The organism is Variovorax sp. EL159, assembly GCF_900100965.1.
Taxonomy (GTDB): domain Bacteria; phylum Pseudomonadota; class Gammaproteobacteria; order Burkholderiales; family Burkholderiaceae_C; genus Variovorax.
In genome coordinates this window covers 480,727-505,331 of the sequence record NZ_FMUJ01000002.1, presented here as the reverse complement: position 1 = coordinate 505,331, position 24,605 = coordinate 480,727, and the positions used below count along the sequence as shown (strand labels likewise).

The 24,605-nt window shown below is 68.2% G+C and carries 23 protein-coding genes; 6 read left to right on the top strand and 17 right to left on the bottom strand.

The features are described from left to right. Position 1 precedes the first annotated feature (1 nt). The 3 genes from BLQ28_RS08590 to BLQ28_RS08580 all read right to left on the bottom strand — a co-directional run bounded on the left by BLQ28_RS08590 (position 2) and on the right by BLQ28_RS08580 (position 4,155). Positions 2-1,498, bottom strand: coding sequence for an efflux transporter outer membrane subunit (locus BLQ28_RS08590; RefSeq protein WP_093238380.1), 1,497 nt, complete (start codon positions 1,496-1,498; stop codon positions 2-4). A 212-nt stretch (positions 1,499-1,710) separates the two neighbouring features. Continuing rightward, a complete protein-coding gene (locus tag BLQ28_RS08585; RefSeq protein WP_093238378.1) occupies positions 1,711-2,721 on the bottom strand; it encodes an aldo/keto reductase in 1,011 nt (336 codons plus the stop codon). 84 nt (positions 2,722-2,805) lie between these two features. Further along, positions 2,806-4,155: a YVTN family beta-propeller repeat protein gene (locus BLQ28_RS08580; RefSeq protein WP_093239405.1), complete on the bottom strand. Its 1,350-nt coding sequence runs from the start codon at positions 4,153-4,155 to the stop codon at positions 2,806-2,808. A gap of 15 nt (positions 4,156-4,170) precedes the next feature. On the opposite strand from BLQ28_RS08580, the gene BLQ28_RS33245 reads away from it, so the two are divergent. From BLQ28_RS33245 to BLQ28_RS08570, 3 genes are read left to right on the top strand one after another with little or no spacing between them, the layout of a single operon-like run. Beyond that, positions 4,171-4,296, top strand: a complete 126-nt coding sequence (locus BLQ28_RS33245; RefSeq protein ID WP_256327227.1) for a hypothetical protein — start codon at positions 4,171-4,173, stop codon at positions 4,294-4,296. After that, positions 4,293-4,859 carry a sigma-70 family RNA polymerase sigma factor gene (locus BLQ28_RS08575; protein WP_093238377.1) on the top strand — a complete coding sequence of 189 codons (567 nt, stop codon included), beginning with the start codon at positions 4,293-4,295 and terminating at the stop codon, positions 4,857-4,859. The genes BLQ28_RS33245 and BLQ28_RS08575 overlap by 4 nt, the downstream gene beginning before the upstream one ends. Next, positions 4,846-5,535, top strand: coding sequence for an anti-sigma factor family protein (locus BLQ28_RS08570; protein WP_093238375.1), 690 nt, complete (start codon positions 4,846-4,848; stop codon positions 5,533-5,535). Before BLQ28_RS08575 ends, BLQ28_RS08570 begins: the two co-directional genes overlap by 14 nt. Positions 5,536-5,565: 30 nt before the next feature. Here the strand turns inward: BLQ28_RS08570 and BLQ28_RS08565 are convergent, their stop codons facing one another. From BLQ28_RS08565 to BLQ28_RS08545, 5 genes are all read right to left on the bottom strand, one after another. Next, on the bottom strand, positions 5,566-6,807 hold the full coding sequence (locus tag BLQ28_RS08565) for an MFS transporter (protein ID WP_093238374.1): 1,242 nt from the start codon (positions 6,805-6,807) through the stop codon (positions 5,566-5,568). 141 nt (positions 6,808-6,948) lie between these two features. Then, positions 6,949-7,722: an enoyl-CoA hydratase/isomerase family protein gene (locus tag BLQ28_RS08560; RefSeq protein ID WP_093238372.1), complete on the bottom strand. Its 774-nt coding sequence runs from the start codon at positions 7,720-7,722 to the stop codon at positions 6,949-6,951. Beyond that, positions 7,719-8,681 carry a Bug family tripartite tricarboxylate transporter substrate binding protein gene (locus BLQ28_RS08555; protein WP_093238371.1) on the bottom strand — a complete coding sequence of 321 codons (963 nt, stop codon included), beginning with the start codon at positions 8,679-8,681 and terminating at the stop codon, positions 7,719-7,721. Before BLQ28_RS08555 ends, BLQ28_RS08560 begins: the two co-directional genes overlap by 4 nt. 68 nt (positions 8,682-8,749) lie before the next feature. Continuing rightward, positions 8,750-9,943: a CaiB/BaiF CoA transferase family protein gene (locus tag BLQ28_RS08550; protein ID WP_093238369.1), complete on the bottom strand. Its 1,194-nt coding sequence runs from the start codon at positions 9,941-9,943 to the stop codon at positions 8,750-8,752. Between the two features lie 3 nt (positions 9,944-9,946). Continuing rightward, complete coding sequence (locus tag BLQ28_RS08545; RefSeq protein ID WP_093238367.1) at positions 9,947-10,729, bottom strand: enoyl-CoA hydratase-related protein; 783 nt, start codon at positions 10,727-10,729, stop codon at positions 9,947-9,949. Between the two features lie 96 nt (positions 10,730-10,825). On the opposite strand from BLQ28_RS08545, the gene BLQ28_RS08540 reads away from it, so the two are divergent. Further along, positions 10,826-11,647 carry an IclR family transcriptional regulator gene (locus BLQ28_RS08540; protein WP_093238366.1) on the top strand — a complete coding sequence of 274 codons (822 nt, stop codon included), beginning with the start codon at positions 10,826-10,828 and terminating at the stop codon, positions 11,645-11,647. Positions 11,648-11,665: 18 nt separating this feature from the next. Here the strand turns inward: BLQ28_RS08540 and urtE are convergent, their stop codons facing one another. The 9 genes from urtE to ppk2 all read right to left on the bottom strand — a co-directional run bounded on the left by urtE (position 11,666) and on the right by ppk2 (position 21,605). Continuing rightward, a complete protein-coding gene (gene urtE / locus BLQ28_RS08535) occupies positions 11,666-12,358 on the bottom strand; it encodes an urea ABC transporter ATP-binding subunit UrtE (protein ID WP_093238364.1) in 693 nt (230 codons plus the stop codon). 12 nt (positions 12,359-12,370) lie between these two features. After that, positions 12,371-13,249, bottom strand: coding sequence for an urea ABC transporter ATP-binding protein UrtD (gene urtD, locus BLQ28_RS08530; protein WP_093238362.1), 879 nt, complete (start codon positions 13,247-13,249; stop codon positions 12,371-12,373). Further along, positions 13,246-14,481: an urea ABC transporter permease subunit UrtC gene (gene urtC / locus BLQ28_RS08525; protein ID WP_093238361.1), complete on the bottom strand. Its 1,236-nt coding sequence runs from the start codon at positions 14,479-14,481 to the stop codon at positions 13,246-13,248. The genes urtD and urtC overlap by 4 nt, the downstream gene beginning before the upstream one ends. Then, positions 14,478-16,025 (bottom strand): urea ABC transporter permease subunit UrtB, encoded by a 1,548-nt coding sequence (gene urtB, locus BLQ28_RS08520; protein ID WP_093238359.1) that lies wholly within the window; start codon positions 16,023-16,025, stop codon positions 14,478-14,480. The genes urtC and urtB overlap by 4 nt, the downstream gene beginning before the upstream one ends. 192 nt (positions 16,026-16,217) lie before the next feature. After that, on the bottom strand, positions 16,218-17,486 hold the full coding sequence (gene urtA, locus BLQ28_RS08515; RefSeq protein WP_093238358.1) for an urea ABC transporter substrate-binding protein: 1,269 nt from the start codon (positions 17,484-17,486) through the stop codon (positions 16,218-16,220). A 117-nt stretch (positions 17,487-17,603) separates the two neighbouring features. Then, complete coding sequence (locus BLQ28_RS08510; protein ID WP_093238356.1) at positions 17,604-17,936, bottom strand: nucleotide pyrophosphohydrolase; 333 nt, start codon at positions 17,934-17,936, stop codon at positions 17,604-17,606. 56 nt (positions 17,937-17,992) lie between these two features. Next, the gene (locus tag BLQ28_RS08505; protein ID WP_093238355.1) at positions 17,993-19,468 is read right to left on the bottom strand and encodes an MFS transporter; all 1,476 of its coding nucleotides are present in this window, start codon (positions 19,466-19,468) and stop codon (positions 17,993-17,995) included. A 121-nt stretch (positions 19,469-19,589) separates the two neighbouring features. Beyond that, positions 19,590-20,633 (bottom strand): extracellular catalytic domain type 1 short-chain-length polyhydroxyalkanoate depolymerase, encoded by a 1,044-nt coding sequence (locus BLQ28_RS08500; RefSeq protein WP_093238353.1) that lies wholly within the window; start codon positions 20,631-20,633, stop codon positions 19,590-19,592. 51 nt (positions 20,634-20,684) lie between these two features. After that, positions 20,685-21,605, bottom strand: coding sequence for a polyphosphate kinase 2 (gene ppk2, locus BLQ28_RS08495; RefSeq protein ID WP_176801053.1), 921 nt, complete (start codon positions 21,603-21,605; stop codon positions 20,685-20,687). Between the two features lie 157 nt (positions 21,606-21,762). Between ppk2 and BLQ28_RS08490 the strand changes: the two genes are divergently transcribed. Together BLQ28_RS08490 and BLQ28_RS08485 are read left to right on the top strand one after the other, a co-directional pair. Continuing rightward, positions 21,763-23,397, top strand: coding sequence for an inorganic phosphate transporter (locus tag BLQ28_RS08490; RefSeq protein ID WP_093239402.1), 1,635 nt, complete (start codon positions 21,763-21,765; stop codon positions 23,395-23,397). A gap of 52 nt (positions 23,398-23,449) precedes the next feature. Continuing rightward, the gene (locus tag BLQ28_RS08485; RefSeq protein WP_093238352.1) at positions 23,450-24,499 is read left to right on the top strand and encodes a transporter; all 1,050 of its coding nucleotides are present in this window, start codon (positions 23,450-23,452) and stop codon (positions 24,497-24,499) included. The last annotated feature ends 106 nt before the right edge of the window (positions 24,500-24,605 follow it).

Sequence of the window (24,605 nt, the reverse complement as noted above, 5' to 3'; positions counted from 1 at the left end):
ATCAATTCCCGGAATTCGTTTGTGCGGCGGTCCAGCCGCCGCCCGTGGCCGCGATGAGCGCGACGCTGGCGGCCAGCTGGCGGCCGAGCACCTGCGCGGCGGTGCGTTGGTTGGTGAGCGACAGCTGCTGCGCCGTCACCACGCTCAGGTAGGTGGCGGTGCCGGCGCGGTACTGGCTCAGGGCCAGGCGCTCGGCGAGCTGGGCCGCGCGCACGGCGTCGGCCTGCAAGCCCGATTCGCCGTCGAGCACACGCAGCGTGGCGAGGTTGTCTTCGACCTGCTGGAAGCCGGCGAGCACGGTCTGCTTGTACTGCGCCACCGACACGTCGTAGGCGGCCACGGCCTGGTCGCTGTGCTCCTTGCGCAGGCCGCCATCGAACACGGTCTGCGCGAGCGCCGCGCCGAGCGACCACACGCGGCTGGGCGTGTTGAAGAGCGACGCCAGGTTGCCGGCGCTGAAGCCGCCGGTCGCGCTGAGCACGATCTGCGGAAAGTAGGCGGCCTTGGCCACGCCGATGTTGGCGTTGGCGGCCTGCACGCGGCGCTCGGCGCCCGCGATGTCGGGACGGCGTTCGAGCAGCTCGGAAGGCAGCCCCGTGGGCGTGACCGGCAACTGCACATGCAGCGCCGCAGCCGAAGACAGCGACTCCGCCGTGGGCGGCGGCGCGGCCGAGGCCGAGTCCAGCGGCGGCAGCGAGAACGACGCGGGCGCCTGCCCGGTCAGCACCGCGATCGCGTGTTCGAGCTGGCTGCGCTGCGCCTCGAGGTCCACCGCCTGCGCCTGCGCGGTCTTGAGCTGGCTCTCGGCCAACGCCACGTCGGAACGCAGCACGGTGCCGGCCGCGTACTGGTGCTGCGTGAGTTCGAGCGCCTTGGCGTAGGCCGCGGTGGTGCTGGCGTACAGGTCGCGCTGCAGGTCGATCACGCGGACCTGCAGATAGTCTTGTGCAAGCGTGGTCTGGATGCTGAGCCGCGCACCGGCCAGGTCGTCGGCACTGGCCTGTGCGCTGGCGGTGCCGGCCTCGACCGAACGGCGCACGGCGCCCCACAGGTCGGGCTCCCAGCTCGCGCTCAGGCCGAGGGTGTCGGTGGTGCCGAGCTTGACGGTGCCGGTGCTGTTGCTCTGCCCCCGGGTGGCGCCGGCGTTGAGGCCCACGGTCGGGAAGAAGTTGGCGCGCGCCGCGGCCGCAATGGCCTGCGCCTGGCGGTACTGGGCCTCGGCCTGGCGGATGTTCTGGTTGGCCGCGTTGGCCTGCACGATCAGGGCGCTGAGCGTGCTGTCGCCATAGGCCTCCCACCACGGGTGATCGGCGTCGATGACCTGCGGCGTGGCGGTCTTCCAGGGGCCGCCCGTTTCCTTGTAGGCGGTCGGAACGTCCATCTGCGGCCGCACGTAGTCGGGGCCGACGGCGCAGCCCGCGAGGAGCAACGCGGCGAGCGCAATGGCTGTCGGCGCGAATGCCCTGCGCGAAGGGAGGTTGGCGGAAGAGAGAACCATGATGGGCCCACTCTAGGAACCCTGGTCAAACCCCTCGCTGTCGACTAACTGACAGTTCTGACAGTTTCGGTTTTGCGCCCTGCCCGTTTCGGTCTCTCTCCCTCCCCCTTTGGGGGAGGGTCGGGGTGGGGGCACGGCAGCGCTCATTGCGAGCGCCCTGCCTGCCCCCATCCCAGCCTTCCCCCAAAGGGGGAAGGAGCAAGAAGCCAAACTCAGCGTGGCGCGTCGCCCTTGCGGTACTCGGCGGTCAGGTCGTCCAGCTTCTGCTTCAACGCCGGATCGAGCTCGTACTCGGCCGCTGCAACCGTCGCATCGAGCTGCTCCGGCCGGCTCGCCCCCAGCAGCGGCGCGGTGATGAGCGGGTTGGCCATCACCCATGCCACCGCCAGCGTCGCCAGCGGCACGCCGGCTTCGTCGGCCAGCGCGTGCAGCTGCGCCACGGTGTTGAAGCTGCGCTCGTTCCAGTAGCGGTCCTGGTACATGTTGCCGGCGGTACCGAGCGTGAAGCGCGTGTTGTCCTCGGGCTTGGCGCCGGCCTTGTACTTGCCGGTCAGCAGGCCGCCGGCCAGCGGGTTGTAGGGAATCACGCCCAGGCCTTCTTCGCTCGCCAGCGGCAGCAGCTCGCGTTCGATTTCGCGGAACAGCAGGCTGTAGCGCGGCTGCACCGACACGTAACGCGTGAGCTTGTGCAGCTCGGCCTTGCCGAGCGCGCGGGCCAGCCGGTAGGCCAGGAAGTTCGACACACCGATGTAGCGCGCACGCCCCGACCTCACGATGATGTCGAGCGCCTCGAGGCTTTCTTCGAGCGGCGTCTCGCGGTCGTCCATGTGCAGCTGGTACAGGTCGACGTGGTCGGTCTTCAGCCGCTTGAGCGAAAGATCGATGGCATCGAGCAGATGCTTGCGCGATGCGCCCTGGTCCCACGGATTCGGGCCGACCTTGTTGACCGCCTTGGTGGCGACCACGAAGCGCCTGCGGCCCGCGGTGCCCTGCTTTTCGAGCCAGTTGCCGATGATCTCTTCAGTGCGGCCGGTGGTCTCGACGGTGCCGCCCAGCGGGTACACGTCGGCGGTGTCGAGAAAGTTGATGCCGGCGTCGGCCGCCTTGTCGAGGATCTGGTGCGACACCGTCTCGTCGGTCTGCAGGCCGAAGGTCATGGTGCCGAGCGCGAGGCGGGACACGGTCAGGCCGGTGCGGCCGAGCCGCGTGGTGGGAATGCTCATGGGGTTGGCTCCTGAAAAGCGGATGGGCCGCGCACGCGCGCAGCCCGCCGAACCATCATAGACATCGCACCGCAAACGCGCCGGTCAGGGTGCAATGACCGTCACGCGCGCTGTCATGTAGGGGTGCACCGTGCAGGCGTAGTCGTACGTGCCGGGCTTGTCGAAGCTGCGCGAAAAGGACTTGCCCGGCAGCATCAGGTCGATGCCCGTGGAGCCGTCCTTGAAGACCAGGCCGTGCGGCGCGCCGTCATCGTTCTGCCATGTGACGCTCTGGCCGGCCTTGACGGTGATCTGCGCGGGCTCGAAGGCGAAGTTGCGGATCGCCACGTGCGTGGAGCCAGTGGCGTGCGTGGAGTCGACCACTTGCGTGGCCCCGACAACCTGCGTGGCCCCGGCAGCATGCGTGGAGCCCGCCGCATGCATGGCGTGCGCGGACCCGGCGGCGCCCATCGCTGCCGCAGCCGTCGTCGAGACACGCTGCACGGCGATCTTGCGCGGCGCATTGCCCACCGCCACGGTATGCATCGGGCCACCGGCCAGATCGACCACGCTCACATCGTTGGAGCCTTCATTGCTCACCCACAGCTTCTTGCCATCGGCCGACAGGTCGAGCCAGTGCGGCTGCTTGCCCACGCCGATGCTGCGCACCGCCGTGCGCGCGGCAGGGTCGAACAGCATGACCTCGCCAGGGCCCTGCACCACCACCACGCCGCTCGCCATGCCGGCGAAGTGCTGGGCGATGTGCGGCGACACGCCCGTGGGAATCGGCGCGCCCCACTGGTTGGTCGCCGGATCGAGCACCTGCACGGCGGGCACGCCCGCCAGCGTGAGGTACAGCGCCTTGCCGTCGTGGCCGAACTCCAGGTCGCGCGGCGCCTTGTCGAGCGGCAGCTCGGTGACCACCTTGCGCGCCGCCAGGTCGACGACCACGAGCGCGAAATGCCCCGGCTCCTGCGACGCGACGTACGCCAGCCGGCCGTCGGGCCGCACGGCGATGGTGTGCGGCTTGGGCACGGGCACGGTGGCGCTCACGGCATGCGTCGCCGTGTCGACCAGGGCCATGCGGTCGTCGCCGTTGACTGCGACCAGCAGCCACTTGCCATCGGGCGTCAGCGCCAGGCCTTGGGGACCCTTGCCCACGTCGATGCTGCGCGCCACGCGGTCGGTGGCGGCATCGATCTCGCTCACCGCCGAGGCACTGGAGCCGCTGACGTACACGGCACGGCCGTTGGCGGAAACGACGATGCCGTCCGGCCCGGCAGCGACCGGCACGGTGGCGACGACGGCCTCGCTGCCGGTGTCGATCACGCTGACCGTGCTGTCCTTGAAGTTGCCTACATAGGCCTTGGGACCGGCCGCCAGGGCCGTGGCGGACGCGGCGGCCAAAGCCGCCACAACGATGAAGACGCGGGTGAATCGGGGAATGGCAATCATGGTGAAGAACTCCTGATGAAGCGCAAAATCGGCACAGGGCATGACGCATGGCGTGCCCTTCTTATTCCCGGCAGGTCGCCAAAAAAAGTCGGGAATAAATTTCGGGGCCGCCACGTCATGCAGGAAGAAGAAGCCCATTGACCGACCGCACACGACAGTTCGAAGCCGCCGCGCTGCCGCATCTCGATGCGGCGTGGAACCTTGCGCGCTGGTTGTTGCGCGACGACCAGTTGGCCGACGACGCCGTGCAGGAGGCGTACCTGCGCGCGTTCCGGTTTTTTGAAGGGTTGCGCGGCGAAAGCGCGCGGCCGTGGCTGCTCGGCATCGTGCGCAACGCCTGCTACGACTGGATGCGGCAGAACCGGCAGCTGGCCGACCAGGTGGAGTTCGATGAGCTGCGCGACAGCGAATCCGCCGACGCACCGGCTTCGGCGGACGGGGGCGATCCGGCGCGGCTGTGGGAGCAGCGCGCGCAGGGCGAGCGCGTCAATGCGGCCATCGATGCACTGCCGCCGGTGTACCGCGAGGTCATCGTGCTGCGCGAACTGGAAGAGATGCGCTACGAAGACATCGCGCGCATCGCGGGCGTGCCGCTGGGCACGGTGATGTCGCGCCTGTCGCGCGCACGCGCATTGCTGCGCGACAGCCTGCGCGCGGAACGCCCCGGCGACGCGGGAGAAAGGACACACCATGCAGGTTTCTGACGACGAACTGGGGCCGCTGATCCGTCGCCATGCGGTACGGCATATGCCACCCGAAGGGCTGGCAGAGCGCATCCGGCAGTCGGTGCGGGCCGAGGCTGCTGGTGCTGCAACACCTGCGTCGGCGCCAACGCCGAAGCGAAGCCTGCGCGACGCGTGGAAGGGGCTGGCGTGGTTCGGCACCGGCGCCGCCACCGCATGGGGTCTTGCGCTGGTTCTGCTGGCCACTCCGCTGGCGCCGCAAGACATGCTGGCCGAGGCGGTCACGGGCAACCACGTGCGCTCGCTGATGGCATCGCACCTGGCCGACGTGGCCTCGACCGACCAGCACACGGTAAAGCCGTGGTTTGCAGGCAAGCTCGATTTCTCGCCGCCCGTGGTCGACCTGGCCGCCGAAGGTTTTCCGCTGACGGGCGGCCGGCTCGACTACCTCGACGGGCGCACGGTGGCCGCGCTGGTGTACCGGTCGGGGCCGCACGTCATCAATCTTTTCTACTGGCCCGCGGCGGATGCCAGGACGGCGGCGCCGGCCTTTTCCACAAGGCAGGGCTATCAGCTCGTCCGTTGGGCCCAGGGCGGCATGCAGGCCTGGGCGGTGTCGGACCTGAATGCTGCGGAGCTGCAGAACTTCGCGTCGCTGATGCGTGAGCGCACCGCGCCGCCTGTCGCCCGCCCCTAGCTAGCTAGCGCGGGGCGACGCGCGCGGAACTCAGCAGGCCACCGTGCCCGGCTGGCGCGCCGCGGCGCGCGCGCTGGTGACCGCCCAGCCGAACACGCCCATGCCCGCCAGCGCCAGCAAGGCGCCGACCCAGCCGGTCGACGTCCAGCCCAGGCCCGCGGCAATCGCCACGCCACCGAGCCACGCGCCGAGCGCATTGGCCATGTTGAAGGCCGAGTGGTTGAGCGCGGCCGCCAGCGTCTGCGCGTCGCCGGCCACGTCCATCAGGCGGATCTGCAACGCCGGGCCGATGGCGACGGTGGTGCCGATCAGGAAGACGTTGATGGCCGCCGTCACCACGTTGTGGGCCGCGAAGGTGAACATGGCGAGCACCAGCGCCGCATAGACCAGCAGGCCGCCGATGGTGCGCATCAGCGACTTGTCGGCCAGCCGCGCACCGACCAGGTTGCCCATGACCATGCCCAGGCCGAACAGCGCGAGCACCAGCGGCACGCCGCCGATCGGCAGGCCGGCCACCTCGATGAGCGTGGGCTTGATGTAGCTGAACACGGCGAACATGCCACCGAAGCCGATGGCGCCGATGCCGAGCGTGAACCACACCTGCTTGCGCTTGAGCGCGCCCAGTTCGCGCCATGGGCTGGCGCCGGGCGCGGCGGCGATGTCGGGCACGTCGCGCCGCACCAGCACCACGGCGATCAGCGCGATGACGCCGACGAACACGAAGGCCGCGCGCCAGCCGAAGAACTGGCCGAGCCACGCGGCAATGGGCACGCCGACGAGCGTGGCGCCGGTGAGCCCCAGCATCACGAGGCCCACGGCACGCGCGCGGCGTCCGGGTGGCGCGAGCGTGGCGGCCACGAGCGCGGCAACGCCGAAATAGGTGCCGTGCGGCAGCCCCGTCGCAAAGCGCAGCAGGTTGAGCGACAGGTAGCCCGGCGCCATCGCGCTGGCGAAGTTGCCGGCCGCGAACACGGCCATGAGCGCGATCAGCAGCGCGCGCCGGCCCCAGCCGGCCGCAAGCACTGCGAGCACCGGTGCGCCGATGACCACGCCGAGCGCATAGGCGCTGATGACGTGGCCCGCCTGCGGAATGCTGACGTCGATGTCCTTCGCGACCTCGGGCAGCAAGCCCATGATGACGAACTCGCCGGTGCCGATGGCAAAGCCGCCGACGCCGAGCGCGAGCACTGCGCGCAAGAACTGGGCGGACGAGACGGAAGGTGAAATGTCGATGGTTTCCGCGCCTTCGCGGGCGGACGGTGAGGCGTTCAAGGCCGGGCTCCTGGGGGCCCGGCGAGCGCGGGCGAAGCCCGATTCTAGGGTAAACCCTAAATCCGGGAGATACGGGGATGCGCCAGCCCGATACCGCCTTGCCGCTGAAGGCCCTGCCGGCCCTGTCAGCTCATAGCAGCTCTACCGGCGCTGGAACTGCGGCGCCCGGCGCTCGGCCATCGCGCGCACGCCTTCCTTGAAGTCTTCGCTCGCGAACTGCACGCACTGCACCTCCCGCTCGTGCCGGTTCGCTTCGATCACCGCATCGGCCAGGCCGCGACGCAAGGTCGCGCGGGTGGCCTCCACCGCCAGCGGGGCCGACAACGCGATCTCCGCCGCCAGCGCCAGCGCGCTCGCGCGCACCTCCTCGGCCGGCACCAGCAGGTCGACCAGGCCGATGCGCAGCGCCTCGTCGCCGCCGATGCGGCGCCCGGTAAAGAACAGCAGGCCCGCCTGCTGTGGCCCGACGAGGCGAGGCAGGGTCACGCTCAGGCCGAAGCCCGGATGGAAGCCCAGGCGGTTGAAGTTGGCACTGAAGCGCGCCTCGGCGCAGCTCACGCGGAAATCGGCCGCCACCGCCAGGCCGAGGCCTGCGCCCACCGCCGCGCCGTGCACCGCGGCCACGATCGGCTTCGCGACACGAAAGAGGCGCATCGCCTGTTCGTACAGCGGGCCGGGGTCGCGCGAGCTGCCGTCGCCGTTGTCGTCGCTGCCATTGAAATCGGCGCCGGCGCTGAATGCGCGCCCTTCGGCTGCGAGCACGACCGCGCGGCAGTCGGGCTCGGCATCGAGCTGCGCGAGGTGATCGGCCAGCTCGCCCAGCAGCGCCACGTTCACGTAGTTGAACGGGCCACGGCGAAGTTCGAGCAATGCCACGTGCGCGTGGCCGGATTCGAGTCGGGCGATGTGGCTCATTGGACCTCCAGCCTGGCGATTTCGACGTAGCTCTTCCACTTCGCGCGCTCCTGCCGCTCGAAGGTGGCGAGTTCGGCAAGGCTGACCTTGGCCGGCGCAAAGGCAAAGCCTTCGAGCCGCGACCGGATGGGGTCGGTGGTCACGGCCTCGTTGATCCACTGGTTCAGCTTCTGCTGCACCTCCAGCGGCGTGGCGGCCGGTACCGCGATGCCGAGGAAGCCGCCGCGAATGGTGAAGCGGGGATAGCTCTCGGTGATGAGCGGCAGATCCGGATAGCGCTTGAGCCGCGCGTCGCTGTGCGCCGCCAGCGCGCGCAGCTGCCCCGAGGACACGAAGGCGTCGCCGGCCACGGTGTCGGTGAACACCACCTGGATCTGCCCCGCGATCAGCTCCGACATCGCCTGGCTCACCTGCTTGTACGGAATGGCTTCCAGCTCGATGCCGGCCTCGTGCGCGAACAGCGCCGCCGTGACCTTCGAGGTCGCATTGAAGTGCCCGTAGTTGATGCTGCCCGGCGCTTTCTTCGCGGCGGCCACGAAGTCCTGCAGCGTCTTGTAGGGCGCATCGGGCCGCACCAGCATGTAGGTGGAGCCGGGTCCGAAGGAGCCGACCAGCCGGAAGTCCTTGCCCGGGTCATAGGGCAGCTTGCGGAACAGGCTGGGGTTGGCCAGGTGCGTGGAGGTGGTCGCCAGCAGCAGCACCGAGCCGTCGGCCGGCGCGCTGCGCACCGCCTCCACGCCGATGATGCCGTTGGCGCCAGGGCGGTTGTCCACCACCACCGCGCGGCCGGTCTTGTGCGCGAGGAACTCGGCCAGCAGGCGCGCCGAGATGTCGCCCGAGCCGCCGGGGCCGAAGGGCACGATGATCTGGATGGGCTTGTCCTGCGCGGCCGCCGCGTCGACCAGGGGCGCCGCGAACGGCAGCCCCGCCAGCCAGGCAAGGCAATGTCTTCTGTGCATGGGATGTGTCTCCTGTCTCTTTTTTGCTGTCTGTCGGTGATGGAAAACGGGAAAGGGCGGCGTCGCGCTCAACCAGGCGCGCCGGCACCGAGCATGTGGTTGTGCTCGCCCACGCCTGGCGCGCGGTGCCGCACCTGTGGCCGCTCGCCGTCGAAGGACAGCGGCAGCCCGACGATGCGCAGCGCTTCATCGGGGATGGTCTGGAAGATGCCGATGGCCTCGGTCTGCGGCTGTGCGAGCACCTGCGCGAAGTCCTGGATCGGCGCGCAGGGAACGCCCAGCGGCTCCAGCGCGTCGAGCCACTGCTGCGTCGACCGGGTGCGAAACACCGCCTCGAGCGTGGGGATGAGCAGCGCCTTGTGCTGCACGCGCAGCGCGTTGGTGGCAAAGCGCGCGTCGCGCGTCCACTCGTCATGGCCCGCCGCGCGCGCCAGCTTGGCGAACAGGCGGTCGTTGGCGGCGGCCACGACGATCTCGCCGTCCTGGGTGGGCAGCGCCTGGAACACCACCACGTTCGGGTTGCCGCTGCGGTGCCGCTCGGGCTGGCGGCCTGTGGCCTGGAAGCCGGCCATCATCACCTGCAGCCAACCCAGCGCGGTCTCGAAGAGAGAGCTGTCCACCACACAGCCCTGCCCCGTCGAGGCGCGGCGCAGCAGCGCGGCGATGCAGCCCAGCGCGGCCCACATGCCGGTGCCCAGGTCGAGCACCTGCATGCCGACGCGCGCCGACGGGCCATGCTCGGCCCCGTTGATGCTGAAGATGCCCGAGAAGGCCTGCACCATCGGCTCATACCCCGGCGCAAGGCGCATGGGGCCCTTGTGCCCGAAGGCCCACAGCGAGCAATACACCAGCCGGGGATTGAGCGCGCGCAGCACCTCGGGCCCGAGCTGCAGTTCTTCCAGCAGGCCGGGGCGCATGTTCTGGATGAACACGTCGGCGCCGGCGACCTGGTCGCGCAGCCACTGCACGTGCACCGGGTCTTTCAGGTCGAGCGCAACGCTCTTCTTGCCATGGTTCATGGCCTGGAAGGTGGTGGCGGTGCCGCGCCAGAAAGGCGGGCCCCAGCCGCGCGCGTCGTCGCCGGTGCCGGGCCGCTCGATCTTCACCACGTCGGCACCGAGCGAGGACAGGATCTCTCCCGCATAAGGGCCGGCGATGTTCTGCGCGACTTCGATGACCTTGATGCCGGCCAGGGGCCGCGTGGCGTTGTCGTTGTCGTTGCCGTGGCTGTCGTTGCTACTGTTGTTGTCTTGGTCGGTCATCGTTCAGCGTCCTGTGAAGCGCGGCGCGCGTTTTTCCAGGAAGTGCTGCACGCCTTCCCTGAAGTCCTCGGTGTCGCGGCAGGCGGCGATCTCGCGGTCGGCGATGCGCGTGGCCTGCCCCAGGGTCTGGTAGCGGGCCGCCAGCAGTTGCTGCTTTATGACGCGGGTGGCGCGCGGCGATGTCGCGTTGGCAAGGTCGGTGGCGCGCGTCCGCACGGCATCGAGGAAGCCCTCGGCCGGCAGCAGGCAGGCCAGCCCCATGCGGTCGGCTTCTTCCGCTTGCACCGTGCGACCGGTCAGGAGCAGGTCGGCCGCATGCATCGGGCCGATCAGGCGCGGCAGCAGCCACGCCGTGCCGTGCTCGGCCACAAGGCCGCGGCGCGCATAAGGAAAGCTGAGCTTGGCACCGGCCGCCACGTAGCGCAGGTCGGCATGCAACGCGATGCACAGCCCGACACCCGACGCTGCGCCGTTGATCGCGGCGATCAGCGGCTTGCCGAAGCTACCCAGGTAACCGTAGCGCTGCGCGAGGTCGTCGTCCGAAACCGACTGCGGCGCGGCAGGCCGTGCCGAGCCCAGCACCGCCATGTCCATGCCGACGCAGAAGGCACGCCCGGCACCGGTGAGGATGGCGCAGCGCACGTCGTCGTCGGCCTGCGCGCGGTGGATGGCCTCGCGCAGCTCGGCCTCCAGCGTGGGCGTCCATGCATTGAGCCGGTCTGGCCGGTCGAAGGTGATCGAGGCGACGCGGTCTGCCACCGCGTACCTGAGTTCCGTGAATTCCAAGCGTGTCTCCAGTCCGTTGCGCCCTGTGTCGGGCATGGAGTCAGTATTCCGGCGCACCCTGGCCATGACAACCTTAGAATTTCGGTCACCGAAATCATGGCCACGCCCCGCCCTTCCGCTGCCCGCTCGACCCGGACCCTGACGCAAACGAGCGGCACCTTCGTGCGCAGCACGCCCGGCAGCCATTCGCTCGAACGGGGGCTGGCGCTGCTGCGCGCCTTCCGGCATGGCGTGGACGTGCTGACCAACGCCGAGCTGGCCGACCGCACGCAGCTGCCGCGGCCGACGGTCAGCCGCCTGACGCGCTCACTGGTGGATGCGGGTTTCCTGGCCTACGACATCGAGCAGCGGGGCTATCGGCTGACGGCCACGTGCCTCAGCCTCGCGCTGTCGTATCGCAGTTCCGAGCAGACGCTGGCGCAGGCCCTGCCCCTGATGCGCGCACTGGCCGAGGGCCGGCGCGTGAACGTCGGCCTGGCGGTGGCCGATCAATTGGAGATGGTGTACCTGGACTCGGTGCGCTTCAGCCGGCTGGGCATCTTCCGGCGCATCCTGCCGGGCTCGCGGCTCCCGATCGCGAGCACCTCGCTGGGCTGTGCCTTCCTGGCCGGCATGCAGGCGACCGAACGCAAGGTATTGCTAGGCCGGCTGCGCAAGGCGCATGGCAGCGACTGGCCCGCATTGCAGCGACAGGTCGACGCGGCACTCGACGCGGTGCGCGACCAGGGCTTCTGCCACGCGAACTGGGCCGCAGGCATGACAGCGGTGGCACTGCCGCTGCGCGCACCCTCAGGCGGCCTCTATGCGATGAACGTGAGCTTTCCGACCTCGGGCGAGGTGTCGGTGGACGCCATCCAGGCGCACGCGGACTTGCTGCTGCGCCTCGCGGCCGACCTGCGCAAGACGTGGGCGCGCTGAAGGCGCCGCCCGCCCCGCTCAGATCGCGACCAGTTGGCGCACGCCCTGCGCTTCCATGTCCTTGCCGAGGCCGCGCGCGATGACTTCGCCGCGCTCCATCACGAGGTAGTCGTCGGCCAGTTCCTGCGCGAAGTCGTAGTACTGCTCGCACAGCACGATGGCCATGTCGCCACGATCAGCGAGCATGCGGATCACGCGGCCGATGTCCTTGATGATGCTGGGCTGGATGCCTTCGGTGGGCTCGTCGAGGATCAGCAGGCGCGGCTTGGGCGCAAGGGCACGCGCAATGGCAAGCTGCTGTTGCTGCCCGCCGGAGAGGTCGCCGCCCCGCCTGTTGATCATCTGCTTGAGCACGGGGAACAGCTCGAACAGCTCCGACGGAATGGGCGTGCTGCCGCTCTTGTAGGCCAGGCCCATGCGCAGGTTTTCTTCGACCGTCAGCCTTGCGAAGATTTCGCGGCCTTGGGGGACGAAGCCGATGCCCGCTCTTGCCCTGTCGTAGGGCGTGGCCTTCTGGATGGGCTTGCCTTCGAGTTCGATGCTGCCGCTCTTGATGGGAACGAGGCCCATCAATGACTTCAGCAACGTGGTCTTGCCCACGCCGTTGCGGCCGAGCAGCACGGTGACCTTGCCCAGCGTGGCCTCGAAGCTCACGTCCCGCAGGATGTGGGAGCCGCCGTAGTACTGGTGGATGTTCTTGACTTTCAGCATGGCTTCGGTTCCTCAGCGGCCCAGATAGACCTCGATCACGCGCTCGTCGGCCTGCACTTCATCGAGCGTGCCTTGTGCCAGCACGGAGCCATCGCACAGCACGGTGACGATCTCGGAGATGGTGCGGATGAAGCTCATGTCGTGCTCCACCACCATCAGCGAATGCTTGCCCTTGAGCGTGAGGAACAGCTCTGCCGTGCGAGCGGTTTCCTCATCGGTCATGCCGGCCACGGGCTCGTCGAGCAGCAGCAGCTTCGGGTCTTGCATCAGCAGCATGCCGATTTCGAGCCACTGCTTCTGGCCGTGGCTCAGGTTGCCGGCCAGGCGCGACACGCTGTCGGCCAGGTGAATCGTCTCCAGCACCTCGGCCAGCCGATCGCTCTGCGCCGAGTCGAGCCTGAACAGCATCGACGCGCGCACGCCCTTGTTGGTCTTGAGCGCCAGCTCGAGGTTCTCGAACACGGTCAGGTGCTCGAACACCGTCGGCTTCTGGAACTTGCGGCCGATGCCCAGTTGCGCAATGTCGGCCTCGCGATGGCGCAGCAGGTCGATGGTGCTGCCGAAGAACACGGTGCCCGAATCGGGCCGCGTCTTGCCGGTGATGATGTCCATCATCGTCGTCTTGCCAGCACCGTTCGGGCCGATGATGCAGCGCAGCTCGCCCGGGGCGATATCGAGCGACAGCTTGTTGATGGCCTTGAAGCCGTCGAAGCTCACGCTCACGTCTTCGAGGTAGAGGATGCGGCCGTGCGTGACGTCGACTTCGCCCGGCGTGACGTGGCGGCCGAAGTCGGCGGCACGGCCGCCCGATTCGGTGCTGCCGCTGGCGTGCGACATGCCGCTGGCGCGTGCCGCGCGCTCGGCGCCGGCGTCCATCAGGTCGGGCGTCATGCGCGTGCTCCCTTCGCGTCAACCGGCAGCGATGCGGCAAGGGCGGCGGGCTCGACGCCCTGCTCCGCCGCGACGGCGCGCCGCGCCTCCTGCACAGGCTCGGCCACCGTGGCGGCGTTCGTGCCCGGTGCCTTCTCCCTCGACAACCATTTGCGCACCAGGCCCACGATGCCGTTCGGCAGGAACAGCGTGACAGCAATGAACAACGCACCGAGAAAGTACAGCCAGTACTCGGGGTACGCCACGGTCAGCCAGCTCTTGGCGCCGTTGACGATGAAGGCGCCGATGATGGGGCCGATCAGCGTGGCACGCCCGCCCACCGCGGCCCAGATGGCGATCTCGATGGAGTTGGCCGCACTCATCTCGCCCGGGTTGATGATGCCGACCTGCGGCACGTACAGCGCGCCGGCCACGCCGCACATGACGGCGGAGATGACCCAGATCGTGAGCTTGTAGGGCAGCGGGTTGTAGCCCGAGAACATCACGCGCGTTTCGGCATCGCGAATGGCCTGCAGCACGCGGCCGAACTTGCTGCCGATGAGCCACTTGGCGAAGAGGAAGAAACCCAACAGCGTGAGGCCGGTGAGCGCGAAGAGCGTCATGCGCATCTCTTGCGTGGCGATCGGAATGTTCAGGATGCGCTTGAAGTCGGTAAAGCCGTTGTTGCCGCCGAAGCCCGTCTCGTTGCGAAAGAACAGCAGCATCGCGGCGAAGGTCATGGCCTGCGTGATGATCGAGAAGTACACGCCCTTGATGCGCGAGCGGAACGCGAAGAAGCCGAACACGAAAGCGATGAAGCCCGGCACCGCGACGATCAGCACCAGCGTCATCACGAAGCTGTCGCTGAAGGTCCAGTGCCAGGGCAGCGTCTTCCAGTCGAGGAACACCATGAAGTCGGGCAGGTCGCTCTTGTAGTTGCCGTCGCGGCCGATCTGGCGCATGAGGTACATGCCCATCATGTAGCCGCCGAGCGCGAAGAACAGGCCATGGCCCAGCGAGAGGATGCCGGTGTAGCCCCAGATCAGGTCCATGGCCAGCGCGCAGATGGCGTAGCACATGATCTTGCCGACCAGCGCCACGGCGTAGTCGCTCATGTGCAGCGGACTGTCGACGGGCACCACGATGTTGAGCACCGGCGCGACCGCGCACACCACGATCAGCGCGACGAAGAAGGCCGTCCAGCCCTTGCCGCTCAATAGCGGGCCTTTGGTGGGGAGTACGACTTTGCTCATGCCTCTGCGCTCCGGCCCTTCATGGCGAAGATGCCCTGAGGTCTCTTTTGAATGAAGATGATGATGAAGACAAGCACCGCGATCTTGGCGAGCACCGCGCCCGCCCAGCCTTCGATGAACTTGTTGAGAATGCCCAGCCCCAGCGCCGCATACACGGTGCCCGCGAGCTGGCCGACGCCGCCCATCACGACCACCATGAAGCTGTCGACGATGTAGCTCTGGCCCAGGTCGGGGCCGACGTTGCCGATCTGGCTCAGCGCGCAGCCCGCCAGGCCCGCGATGCCGGAGCCGAGCGCGAAGGCATAGGTGTCGATGCGCGCGGTGTTCACGCCCATGCACGAGGCGATCGGGCGGTTCTGCGTGACGCCGCGCACGAACAGGCCCAGCCGCGTGCGGCCGATGAGCCAGCCCATGGCCAGCAGCACCAGCGCCGCGAAGACGATGATGCAGATGCGGTTCCACGGCAGCGTGACGTTGCTCAGCATGGTGAAGCCGCCGCTCATCCAGCCGGGGTTTTCGACGCCGACGTTCTGTGCGCCGAAGATCGAGCGCACGAGTTGCTGCAGCATGAGGCTGATGCCCCAGGTGGCGAGCAGCGTTTCGAGCGGGCGGCCGTACAGGAAGCGGATCACGCCGCGCTCGAGCACCGCGCCCACCAGCGCCGATGCGAGGAACGACACAGGAATCGCCGCGACCAGGTACCAGCCGAAGGCCGCCTCGGGCATGTACTTCTGGAAGATGCCCTGCATCACGTAGGTGGCGTAGGCGCCGATCATCATCAGCTCGCCGTGCGCCATGTTGATGACGCCCATCAGGCCGTAGGTGATGGCCAGGCCCAGCGCGGCCAGCAGCAGCACCGAGCCCAGGCTGATGCCGCTGAACACGGCGTTGATGCGGTCGCCCCAGACCAGCGCGCCGTCGATGTTGGCGATCGATGCGGAGATGGCCGCCTTCACGTCGGCTTCGGTCTCGTCGGCCAGTCGCTGGTTGAGCAGCAGCTTGGTGTCGGGGTTGCGGTTGTTGCCCAGCTCCCTGGCCGCGGCGAGGCGCCTGGCCTTGTCGGCGCTGGTGAGCATGCTGGCGGCGCGCACCAGTTCGAGCTGCGCCTTGATCTTCGGGTTGGTCTCGGCGGCCAGCGCCTTCTCGACCATGGGCACGCGCGATTCGTCGGGCTCCTTGAAGAGCGCCTGCGCGGCTTCGGCACGCACGGCATCGTCTTTGCTCGTGAGCTTGAGTGCAGCCTGCGCGGCATCGAGCGCGCCGCGCATGAGGTTGTTGTTGACGACGTCTTCGGCGGTGTCGGGCACTTTCAGCTCTGCGCCAGTCACGGGGTCGTAGCCCTTGTCATCCTTCATCACGAAGACCTTGTCTTCGGTGTACTTGACCGCGTCGTCGGACATGGCCTGGATGAAGGCAGCGGTCTTGTCATCGGCCGTGAGCACGGCCTTGTTGAGCGCGGCGATGCGGGCTTCGGATTCGCCGGAGGCGATGGCCTTCGCTTCTTCGGCGGTCAGCGCGTGGGCGGCCGATGCCATGAGGAGCATGGCGGCGAGTGCGCAGTGAAGGGTTCGTCGAAGCATCATGAATTCGTGTTGCCCCCTCTCCCCTTGGGGAGAGGGTTGGGGTGAGGGCTTGCGGCCTTCCAAAAAGCGCGGCGGCCAGATCGACCGCCGTTGCCCTCACCCCCGCCCTCTCCCCAAGGGGAGAGGGAGCAAGGCAAGGGAGTTGTCGAAGAGTTACATCGACTTGCCAGCCGGGTAATCCGGCTTCTTGTCATTGCCTTCGATGTACGGGCTCCAAGGCTTCGCCTTCACCGGGCCCGGCGTCTTCCACACCACGTTGAACTGCCCATCGGCCTTGATCTCGCCGATGAACACGCTCTTGTGCAGGTGGTGGTTCTTCTCGTCCATCTTCGAGACGATGCCCGAGGGGGCCGTGAAGGTCTGGCCGGCCATCGCCGCGATCACTTTGTCGGTGTCGGTGCTCTTGGCCTTCTCGACCGCCTGCTTCCACATGTGGATGCCGATCCAGGTGGCTTCCATCGGGTCGTTGGTGAGCGGCTTGTCCATGTGGCCGGGGATCTTCTTGGCCTTCGCGTACTCGCTCCACTCCTTGATGAACGCCGTGTTGGTCGGGTTCTTCAGGCTCATGAAGTAGTTCCAGGCGGCCAGGTGGCCCACGAGCGGCTTGGTGTCGACACCGCGCAGTTCTTCTTCGCCCACCGAGAAGGCGACGACCGGCACGTCCTTGGCCTTCAGGCCCGCGTTGCCCAGTTCCTTGTAGAAGGGCACGTTGGAGTCGCCGTTGATGGTCGACACCACCGCCGTCTTGCCGCCGGCCGAGAACTTCTTGATGTCGGCCACGATGGTCTGGTAGTCGCTGTGGCCGAAGGGGGTGTACTTCTCGTCGATGTCCTTGTCGGCCACGCCCTTGCTCTTGAGGTAGGCGCGCAGGATCTTGTTGGTGGTGCGGGGGTACACGTAGTCGGTGCCCAGCAGCACCCAGCGCTTGGCGCCGCCGCCTTCCTTGCTCATCAGGTAATCGACCGCCGGAATGGCTTGCTGGTTGGGCGCGGCGCCCGTGTAGAACACGTTCTTCGAGAGCTCTTCACCCTCGTACTGCACGGGGTAGAACAGCAGGCCGTTCATTTCTTCAACGACGGGCAGCACCGACTTGCGCGACACCGAGGTCCAGCAGCCGAAGATGACCGAGACCTTGTCCTGGCCGAGCAGCTGCTTGGTTTTTTCAGCGAACAGCGGCCAGTTGGAAGCCGGGTCGACCACCACGGGCTCGAGCTGCTTGCCCAGCACGCCGCCCTTCTTGTTGATGTCGTCGATGGCCATCAGCACCGTGTCTTTCAACACGGTTTCCGAGATGGCCATCGTGCCCGACAGCGAGTGCAGCACGCCGACCTTGATGGTGTCGGCAGCGAATGCAGGCGCAGCAGAAATGCTGGCCAGCGCGACGGCGGCGGTGAGCGCCTTGAGTGTGAAACGACGTTGCATATGGACTCCTGCTCCGGGTGGGTTGAACCTTGTCGACAGCGCACGGCTGGCGATGGATAGGAGTCTGCGGAATGCACCAGGAAGGGGAAATACGCCGGGTGGCGTACACGGAGGTACTCAGGCCAGCGGCGACTGCGGCGGCACCGGGTACTTGATCGCGTTCTGGACCATCTTGCTTTTTGCCGCTTCGACGAGGTCGATGCCCAGCTTGTCGGCCAGTTGCAGCAGGTAGAGAAAGACATCGGCGATCTCGGTGCCGACCTCGGCGCGCTTCTCGGGCGAGAGCGACCGGCTCTGTGCCTCGGTCAGCCACTGAAAATGCTCCAGCAGCTCGGCCGCTTCCACCGAGAGCGCCGACGCGAGGTTCTTGGGCGAATGGAAGGGCTCCCAGTCGCGGGCTTTGGCGAACTCGCGCAGTGCCTGATTCAGTTGTTCGAGTCCGGTGTCCATGTCGCTCCTGCCTGTCCTGTGATGCGGGCAGGAGTTTGGCATGGCGACCGGGGCACTCACCCTGGCGCAGCGGGTGGCTGGTTGCCTCGCCGATGCAGCAGCGCCACCAACAGCGCCGACACCATCAGGTAGACCAGCGCCACGCCGAACGCGGCCGAATAGCCGGCCGCATCTGTCGCATTGCCCAGTCGGCCATAAAACAGGATGCCGATCAACGCCACGCCCAACGCGTTGCTCGCCTGCTGCACCATCGACAGCACGCCCGAGGCCACGCCCGCATGCTGCGCCGGCAGGCCGGCCAGCACGGTCGACACCAGCGGCGCCATCACCATGCCGAGCCCCGCACCCTGCAACAGCAGCAGCGGCACCATCCACGCGACCACATGCGCGTGCCCGGCCCAGCCGGCGACGTTGACGAACTGCAGCGCATGGCCTGCGGCCAGCACGAGGGCGCCGAGCGCGATGGGCGGCTTGCCGCCGAAGCGGCGTGCCAGGCGCGCACCGGCCATCGAGGTGGCGAAGAAGCCGACCGCCAATGACGTGAAGACGATGCCCGAGGTCAGCGGGTCCAGCGCCAGCCCTTGCTGCAGATAGAGGGCCAGCACGAAGTACAGCGAGGCATTGCCCACGTAGAAGGCCAGTGTGGTCAGCAGCCCCATGACGAAGCGGCCGTTCGCCAGCAGAGCGGGCGCCACCAGTGGCGCGCCACCGCGCGCGGCAAGCCGGCGCTGCTGGAAGGCGAACGCGGCCAGCAGGGGCAGCGCGGCGGCAAGGCACAGCCAGCTCCACAGCGGCCAGCCTTGCTGGCGGCCTTCCACCAGCGGCAGCACCACGGCGACCGAACCGGCCGCCACCAGCAGCATGCCGACCAGGTCGAGCCTGCTGTTGCCGCCGCTCGCCAGCGGTGGAATCACGCGCGGCGCGAGCACCAGCGCGAGCAGGCCGATGGGCACGTTGATAAGGAAGCAGCTGCGCCAGCCGAGCCCCGCCAGGTCCGCATGGATCAGCAGGCCACCCACAAGCTGCCCCAACGTGGCGCCGAGCCCCAGCGTGAGGCCGTAGGCCGCGAAGGCACGCGCACGGTCTTCGCCTGTGAAGGCCAGGCCGATCATCGCCAGCACCTGCGGCTGCAGCAGCGCGCCGGCCAGGCCTTGAAGCACGCGGGCCGCCACCAGCAGCTCGGCATTCGGCGCAAGGCCGCAGGCGGCCGAGGCCAGCGTGAACAGCAGCAGGCCCAACATGAACATGCGGCGCCGGCCGAACATGTCGCCGAGCCGGCCGCCGGTGATCAGGCCGGCGGCGGTGGCCAGGCCGTAGCCGGCCACCACCAGCTGCAAGGTGGCGGTGCCGGCCTGCAGCTCGCGCTGCATCGAAGGCAGCGCGACGTTGACGATGAAGAAGTCCAGCACCACCAGGAAGGTGCCGCTGAGCATGACCCACAGGCCGAGCCGTCCGGGCGCCGTCGCGCCCGCGCCCTTGCAGCCTGGGGAAGAAAGCGATGCGGCCGAGGCCGCCATGGGGGACTGCGTCATGAGGGCTCGAGTGTTCGACGCAGGGCGCGTCGCGGCAATGACCTCGCAGGTCATGGCCACGCGCCCGGCCTTCTCACCGGCCCGATGGATCGGTCAGCCTGTCAGCCAGCCAGACCGTCAATCAGCTCTTGTCCGCGTGCTTGAACTGCGCAGTCGCAAACGCCCAGGCCATGCGCGTGGCATCGGGCCCGGACGGGTCGCTGAACATCAACTGCGCCGCGCCGCCGCTCCATGAATGCCCCAGGCCCGCGATCTCGCACAGCACGACGACCGTGCGCCCCTTGCGCCTGAAGTCGGTCACGCGCATGGCGTAGCGCTTGCCGCGCTGCACCTCGCGCGACGGCCCCGGCCGCGCGCCCATGGCCGTGGCCCACACGGCCGCGCTGCTGGCGGCATTGCTGGGCGCCACCACCGCATCGGCATCGCCATGCAGCACCAGCATCGGCGGCAGGGTCGTGAAGACGGCCGCGGCCCCCATGGCCTTGCCGACGGCGGTGACGGGCATCGGCGGCACGTTCTGGCCACGCATGGCGCCGAGCGCGGTGGCCGACGACTTCGCGGCGCCCGGTGCCACGCCCGAATGCATGACGACCGCGCGAAAGCGGTTCGGGTAGCGCGTGGCCAGCAGGGCCGCCATGCTGGCGCCGGCAGAGAGGCCCGCCAGCGCCATGCGATCGCGGTCGACCGGGTAGAGCATGCAGGCCTGGTCGATGGCGGCCATCAGCGTGGCGGCCTCGGCATCGGCCTTGCCGGAGCGGCGCTCGTACCAGTTCCAGCAGCCCTGCGGATGGGCCAGCCGGTCTTGCTCGGGGTAGAGCACCAGGAAGCGGTGGCGCACCGCGAGCGCGTTCATGCGGGTGCTGGCCGCGAAGTCGCGCCCGGTCTGGCCGCAGCCGTGCAGCATGACCATCAATGGCAGCTTCTCGCCGGGCTGCAGGTCGAGGTCTGCTGGCCGGAACAGGTGATAGCCCCGCGCACCGCCCGCTCCCATCGCCATGCCGCTGAGCCAGTCGCCCTTGCCGGGCGGCGGCTTGAGTCGCTTGGCGGTCGCGCGCTGGACCTGGCCCGCCACGCGCTTGCTGTTGCTCAGCGTGAGCTTGGTGAGCGCCTTCAGGTTGCGCTCGTAAGCGCGGGCAAAGACGGAAGCGGTGGAACGACGGGCCATGGCGCAGTGTGCAGGCAAAGCGCCGGGCGGCCAAACGGCCGCAAGCCGTCGTCAGTAGATCTCGGGAACGATCATGCTGGCCGGCACCGGCTGGCGCAGGTAGTCGTCGTGGCGCACGCGCGCCGGCAGTTCGACCGGCGGATGCGGCACTTCCTGGTAGGGCAGTTGGCCCAGCAGGTGGCTGATGCAATTCAGGCGCGCCTTCTTCTTGTCGACCGCCTGCACCACCCACCACGGCGCCTCGGGGATGTGGGTGCGCTCCAGCATGATCTCTTTGGCCTTGGTGTATTCCTCCCAGCGGCGACGGCTTTCCAGGTCCATCGGGCTCAGCTTCCACTGCTTGAGCGGGTCGTGGATGCGGCCGAGAAAGCGCATGTGCTGCTCGTCGTCGGTGATGGAGAACCAGTACTTGATGAGCTTGATGCCCGAGCGCACGAGCATCTTCTCGAACTCGGGCACGGTGCGGAAGAACTCCTCGTACTCGTCGTCGCTGCAAAAGCCCATGACGCGCTCGACGCCGGCGCGGTTGTACCAGCTGCGGTCGAACAGCACCATCTCGCCGGCCGCCGGCAGGTGCGCGGCATAGCGCTGGAAGTACCACTGAGTGCGCTCGCGGTCGTTGGGTGCGGGCAGCGCGGCCACGCGGGCCACGCGCGGGTTCAGCCGCTGCGTGATGCGCTTGATGACACCGCCCTTGCCCGCCGCGTCGCGGCCTTCGAAAAGAATGACCACCTTCTGCTTGCTGTGCTGCACCCAGTCCTGCAGCTTGACCAGTTCGCCCTGCAGGCGGAACAGCTCCTTGAAGTAGGCCTGGCGGGCCGCCTTGTCGGTGGAGGTCGGGGCGGAGGGGTCGAGCCCGTCGATGTTGCGGTCTTCGATCTCCAGTTCGAGCTCTTCGTCGTAGCTGTCGATCAGGTCGCGGGCGATGCGTTGCATCAGGTCTTCGTGGTCGGGAAGTGCGCTCGTCAGCATGATGGAAAGAAAGGAGATGGATGGGGCAGGAAAGGGCATGCTGCCCGCCGCATATGTCTGCCGCGTGACGCTTTACACACGGTTTCGGGCCGCCGACACAGCTTTGTCATATGCCGCGAACACCATCTGCAGCCACTCCAACACGAACAAAGCGCCCATGAACACGCTCGCCGCTCCCCACGCCGAGATACCGCCGGCGCCCGCCGCCGCGCACCGGCCCAAGCTCGACGCCAAGCCCGGCCCGATCACGCTGATCACCTTCGTGGGCCTGCTGGCCGCGGGCCTTCTGTTCACGGCCTGGAGCCTCGTGGGCGACGTCACCGCCTCGGGTGCGCCGGTCACGACCTGGGTTCCCTACATTCTTCTGGGCGTGGCGCTGCTAATTGCGCTGGGCTTCGAGTTCGTCAACGGCTTCCATGACACGGCCAACGCCGTGGCGACCGTCATCTATACCCACTCGCTGCCGCCCAACTTCGCGGTGGTGTGGTCGGGCTTCTTCAACTTCCTGGGCGTGCTGGTGTCCAGCGGCGCGGTGGCCTTCGGCATCATCGCGCTGCTGCCGGTCGAACTGATCTTGCAGGTGGGCTCGGGCGCGGGCTTCGCGATGGTGTTCGCGCTGCTGATCGCCGCCATCATCTGGAACCTGGGCACGTGGTGGCTCGGGCTGCCGGCTTCTTCGTCGCACACGCTGATCGGCTCGATCATCGGCGTGGGCGTGGCCAACGCGCTCATGCACGGGCGCGACGGCACCAGCGGCGTCGACTGGGCACAGGCCACCAAGGTGGGTTACTCGCTGCTGCTGTCGCCGCTGGTCGGCTTCGGTTGCGCCGCCCTGCTGCTGCTGGCGCTGCGCGCCTTCGTGAAGAACCGTGCACTGTATGAAGAGCCCAAGGGCACCGAGCCGCCGCCGTGGTGGATTCGCGGCCTGCTGATCCTGACCTGCACCGGCGTGTCGTTCGCGCACGGCTCCAACGACGGACAGAAGGGCATGGGCCTGATCATGCTGATCCTGGTGGGCACGGTGCCGATGGCCTATGCGCTGAACCGCACGATGCCCGCCAACGAAAGCGTGAAGTTCGTGGCCGTGGCCGAGATGGCGCAGAACGCGCTGAGCCGCAACGTGCCGACCTCGCTGCCCGCGCTGCAGCCCGCGGCCGCGCGCGAAACGCTCTCCAACTATGTGCGCACCCGCGAATTCAATCCATCGGTGGTGCCGGCCCTGGCGATCACTGCCGGCAGCATCGGCCAGCAGGTGAAGGAACACGGCTCGCTGGCCGCCGTGCCGGCCGAATCCGTGGCCAACGTGCGCAACGACATGTACCTGGCCTCCGAAGCCATTCGCCACCTCGACAAGAGCGGCGCCGCGAAGTTCGACGACGAAACCAGATTGCGCGTCGGCGCCTTCCGCGAAGAGCTGGACACGGCAACGCGCTTCATCCCGTTGTGGGTCAAGATCGCGGTCGCCATCGCGCTCGGCCTGGGCACGATGATCGGCTGGAAGCGCATCGTGGTCACGGTGGGCGAGAAGATCGGCAAGACGCACCTGAGCTATGCGCAGGGCGCATCGGCCGAAGTGGTGGCCATGCTCACGATCGGCGCGGCCGACATGTACGGCCTGCCGGTGTCGACCACGCACGTGCTGTCGTCCGGTGTGGCCGGCACGATGACGGCCAGCGGCTCGGGCCTGCAGATGTCCACGCTGCGCAACCTCGCGCTGGCCTGGGTGCTCACGCTGCCGGTGGCGATGCTGCTGTCGGGTTCGCTCTACTGGCTGTTCACCCGCCTGTTCTGACCTGCCACTGCTTTTGCCCCGTTTTCCCTGACCTGTTTTCTGATCACGCACCTTGTCGGCATTTCATGACCTCGCGGCCCAGTCTTATGGCGGCGACGAAGCCGGACTGATTTCCGGTTACCTGTTCGACGCCTCGGCGCCGGAACCCGCGCGGGCCATCGACTCGGCGCAGGCCGCGGCATGGCTGGCCGAGCGGCGCAGCAGCAGTGGCGACGACGAGGGCGAGAACCCGGCCTACGTCTGGCTGCACTTCAACCTGAGCCATGCGCACGCGGAGCGCTGGCTGGTGCGGCACGCGAACCTGTCGGACACCTTCTACGAGACGCTGCACGAGGGCCTGCCCTCCACGCGCATCGAGCGGGCCGACGATTCGTTGATCGCCGTCATCAACGACGTGCACTTCGAGTTCAGCTTCGAGCCTTCGGACATCTCCACCCTGTGGATCAGCGTGGGCCCGCGCCTGGTGGTCACGGCGCGCACCAAGCCGCTGCGCTCGGTCGATGCGCTGCGCACGGCGGTGAAGGCGGGCGACGCGCCGCGCTCCAGCACCGAACTGCTCGAACACCTGCTGCGCGCGCAGGCCGATGTGCTGGTGAAGATCGTGCGCGGCGTGACCTCGCGCATCGACCGCATCGAAGACGAACTGCTGGCGGGCCGCCTCGACCACAAGCGCGCGCGGCTCGGCGTGCTGCGCCGGCTGCTGGTGCGGCTGCAACGGCTGCTGGCGCCCGAGCCGGCCGCCCTCTTCCGCCTGCTGCAGGGCCCGCCCGCGTGGATGGCCGAGCCCGACGTGCAGGAGCTGCGCGGCTCGACGGAAGAGTTCTCGGTGGTGCTTCGCGACATGCAGGCGCTGCAGGAGCGCATCAAGCTGCTGCAGGAAGAAATAGCGGCCAACGTCAACGAAGACAACAACCGCAGCCTGTTCGTGCTGACGGTGGTCACGGTGCTGGCGCTGCCCATCAACATCCTGGCCGGCCTGTTCGGCATGAACGTGGGCGGCATTCCGCTGGCGGACCACAAACACGGCTTCTGGATCGTGGTGGCGATCGTCGCAACCTTCACCGCGGTAGCGGCGTGGGCTGCTTTTCGCAAGAAGCGCTGACAAGGCGCGAATAAACCTGCTGCGCACCCCGATCTCGCACCTGCGGTCCTCACCGTACAGAGTACGGCTCCGGTCCTCGATGCAAGCTCGGGGCGCTCGCGACGGT

Bases quoted from the DNA above. Each gene is read 5' to 3' on its own strand.
- BLQ28_RS08590 (WP_093238380.1), bottom strand. From the start codon at position 1,498: ATGGTTCTCTCTTCCGCCAACCTCCCTTCGCGCAGGGCATTCGCGCCG.
- BLQ28_RS08585 (WP_093238378.1), bottom strand. From the start codon at position 2,721: ATGAGCATTCCCACCACGCGGCTCGGCCGCACCGGCCTGACCGTGTCC.
- BLQ28_RS08580 (WP_093239405.1), bottom strand. From the start codon at position 4,155: ATGATTGCCATTCCCCGATTCACCCGCGTCTTCATCGTTGTGGCGGCT.
- BLQ28_RS33245 (WP_256327227.1), top strand. From the start codon at position 4,171: ATGAAGCGCAAAATCGGCACAGGGCATGACGCATGGCGTGCCCTTCTT.
- BLQ28_RS08570 (WP_093238375.1), top strand. From the start codon at position 4,846: ATGCAGGTTTCTGACGACGAACTGGGGCCGCTGATCCGTCGCCATGCG.
- BLQ28_RS08560 (WP_093238372.1), bottom strand. From the start codon at position 7,722: ATGAGCCACATCGCCCGACTCGAATCCGGCCACGCGCACGTGGCATTG.
- BLQ28_RS08555 (WP_093238371.1), bottom strand. From the start codon at position 8,681: ATGCACAGAAGACATTGCCTTGCCTGGCTGGCGGGGCTGCCGTTCGCG.
- BLQ28_RS08550 (WP_093238369.1), bottom strand. From the start codon at position 9,943: ATGACCGACCAAGACAACAACAGTAGCAACGACAGCCACGGCAACGAC.
- BLQ28_RS08540 (WP_093238366.1), top strand. From the start codon at position 10,826: ATGGCCACGCCCCGCCCTTCCGCTGCCCGCTCGACCCGGACCCTGACG.
- urtE (WP_093238364.1), bottom strand. From the start codon at position 12,358: ATGCTGAAAGTCAAGAACATCCACCAGTACTACGGCGGCTCCCACATC.
- urtD (WP_093238362.1), bottom strand. From the start codon at position 13,249: ATGACGCCCGACCTGATGGACGCCGGCGCCGAGCGCGCGGCACGCGCC.
- urtC (WP_093238361.1), bottom strand. From the start codon at position 14,481: ATGAGCAAAGTCGTACTCCCCACCAAAGGCCCGCTATTGAGCGGCAAG.
- urtB (WP_093238359.1), bottom strand. From the start codon at position 16,025: ATGCTCCTCATGGCATCGGCCGCCCACGCGCTGACCGCCGAAGAAGCG.
- urtA (WP_093238358.1), bottom strand. From the start codon at position 17,486: ATGCAACGTCGTTTCACACTCAAGGCGCTCACCGCCGCCGTCGCGCTG.
- BLQ28_RS08510 (WP_093238356.1), bottom strand. From the start codon at position 17,936: ATGGACACCGGACTCGAACAACTGAATCAGGCACTGCGCGAGTTCGCC.
- BLQ28_RS08505 (WP_093238355.1), bottom strand. From the start codon at position 19,468: ATGACGCAGTCCCCCATGGCGGCCTCGGCCGCATCGCTTTCTTCCCCA.
- BLQ28_RS08500 (WP_093238353.1), bottom strand. From the start codon at position 20,633: ATGGCCCGTCGTTCCACCGCTTCCGTCTTTGCCCGCGCTTACGAGCGC.
- ppk2 (WP_176801053.1), bottom strand. From the start codon at position 21,605: ATGCTGACGAGCGCACTTCCCGACCACGAAGACCTGATGCAACGCATC.
- BLQ28_RS08490 (WP_093239402.1), top strand. From the start codon at position 21,763: ATGAACACGCTCGCCGCTCCCCACGCCGAGATACCGCCGGCGCCCGCC.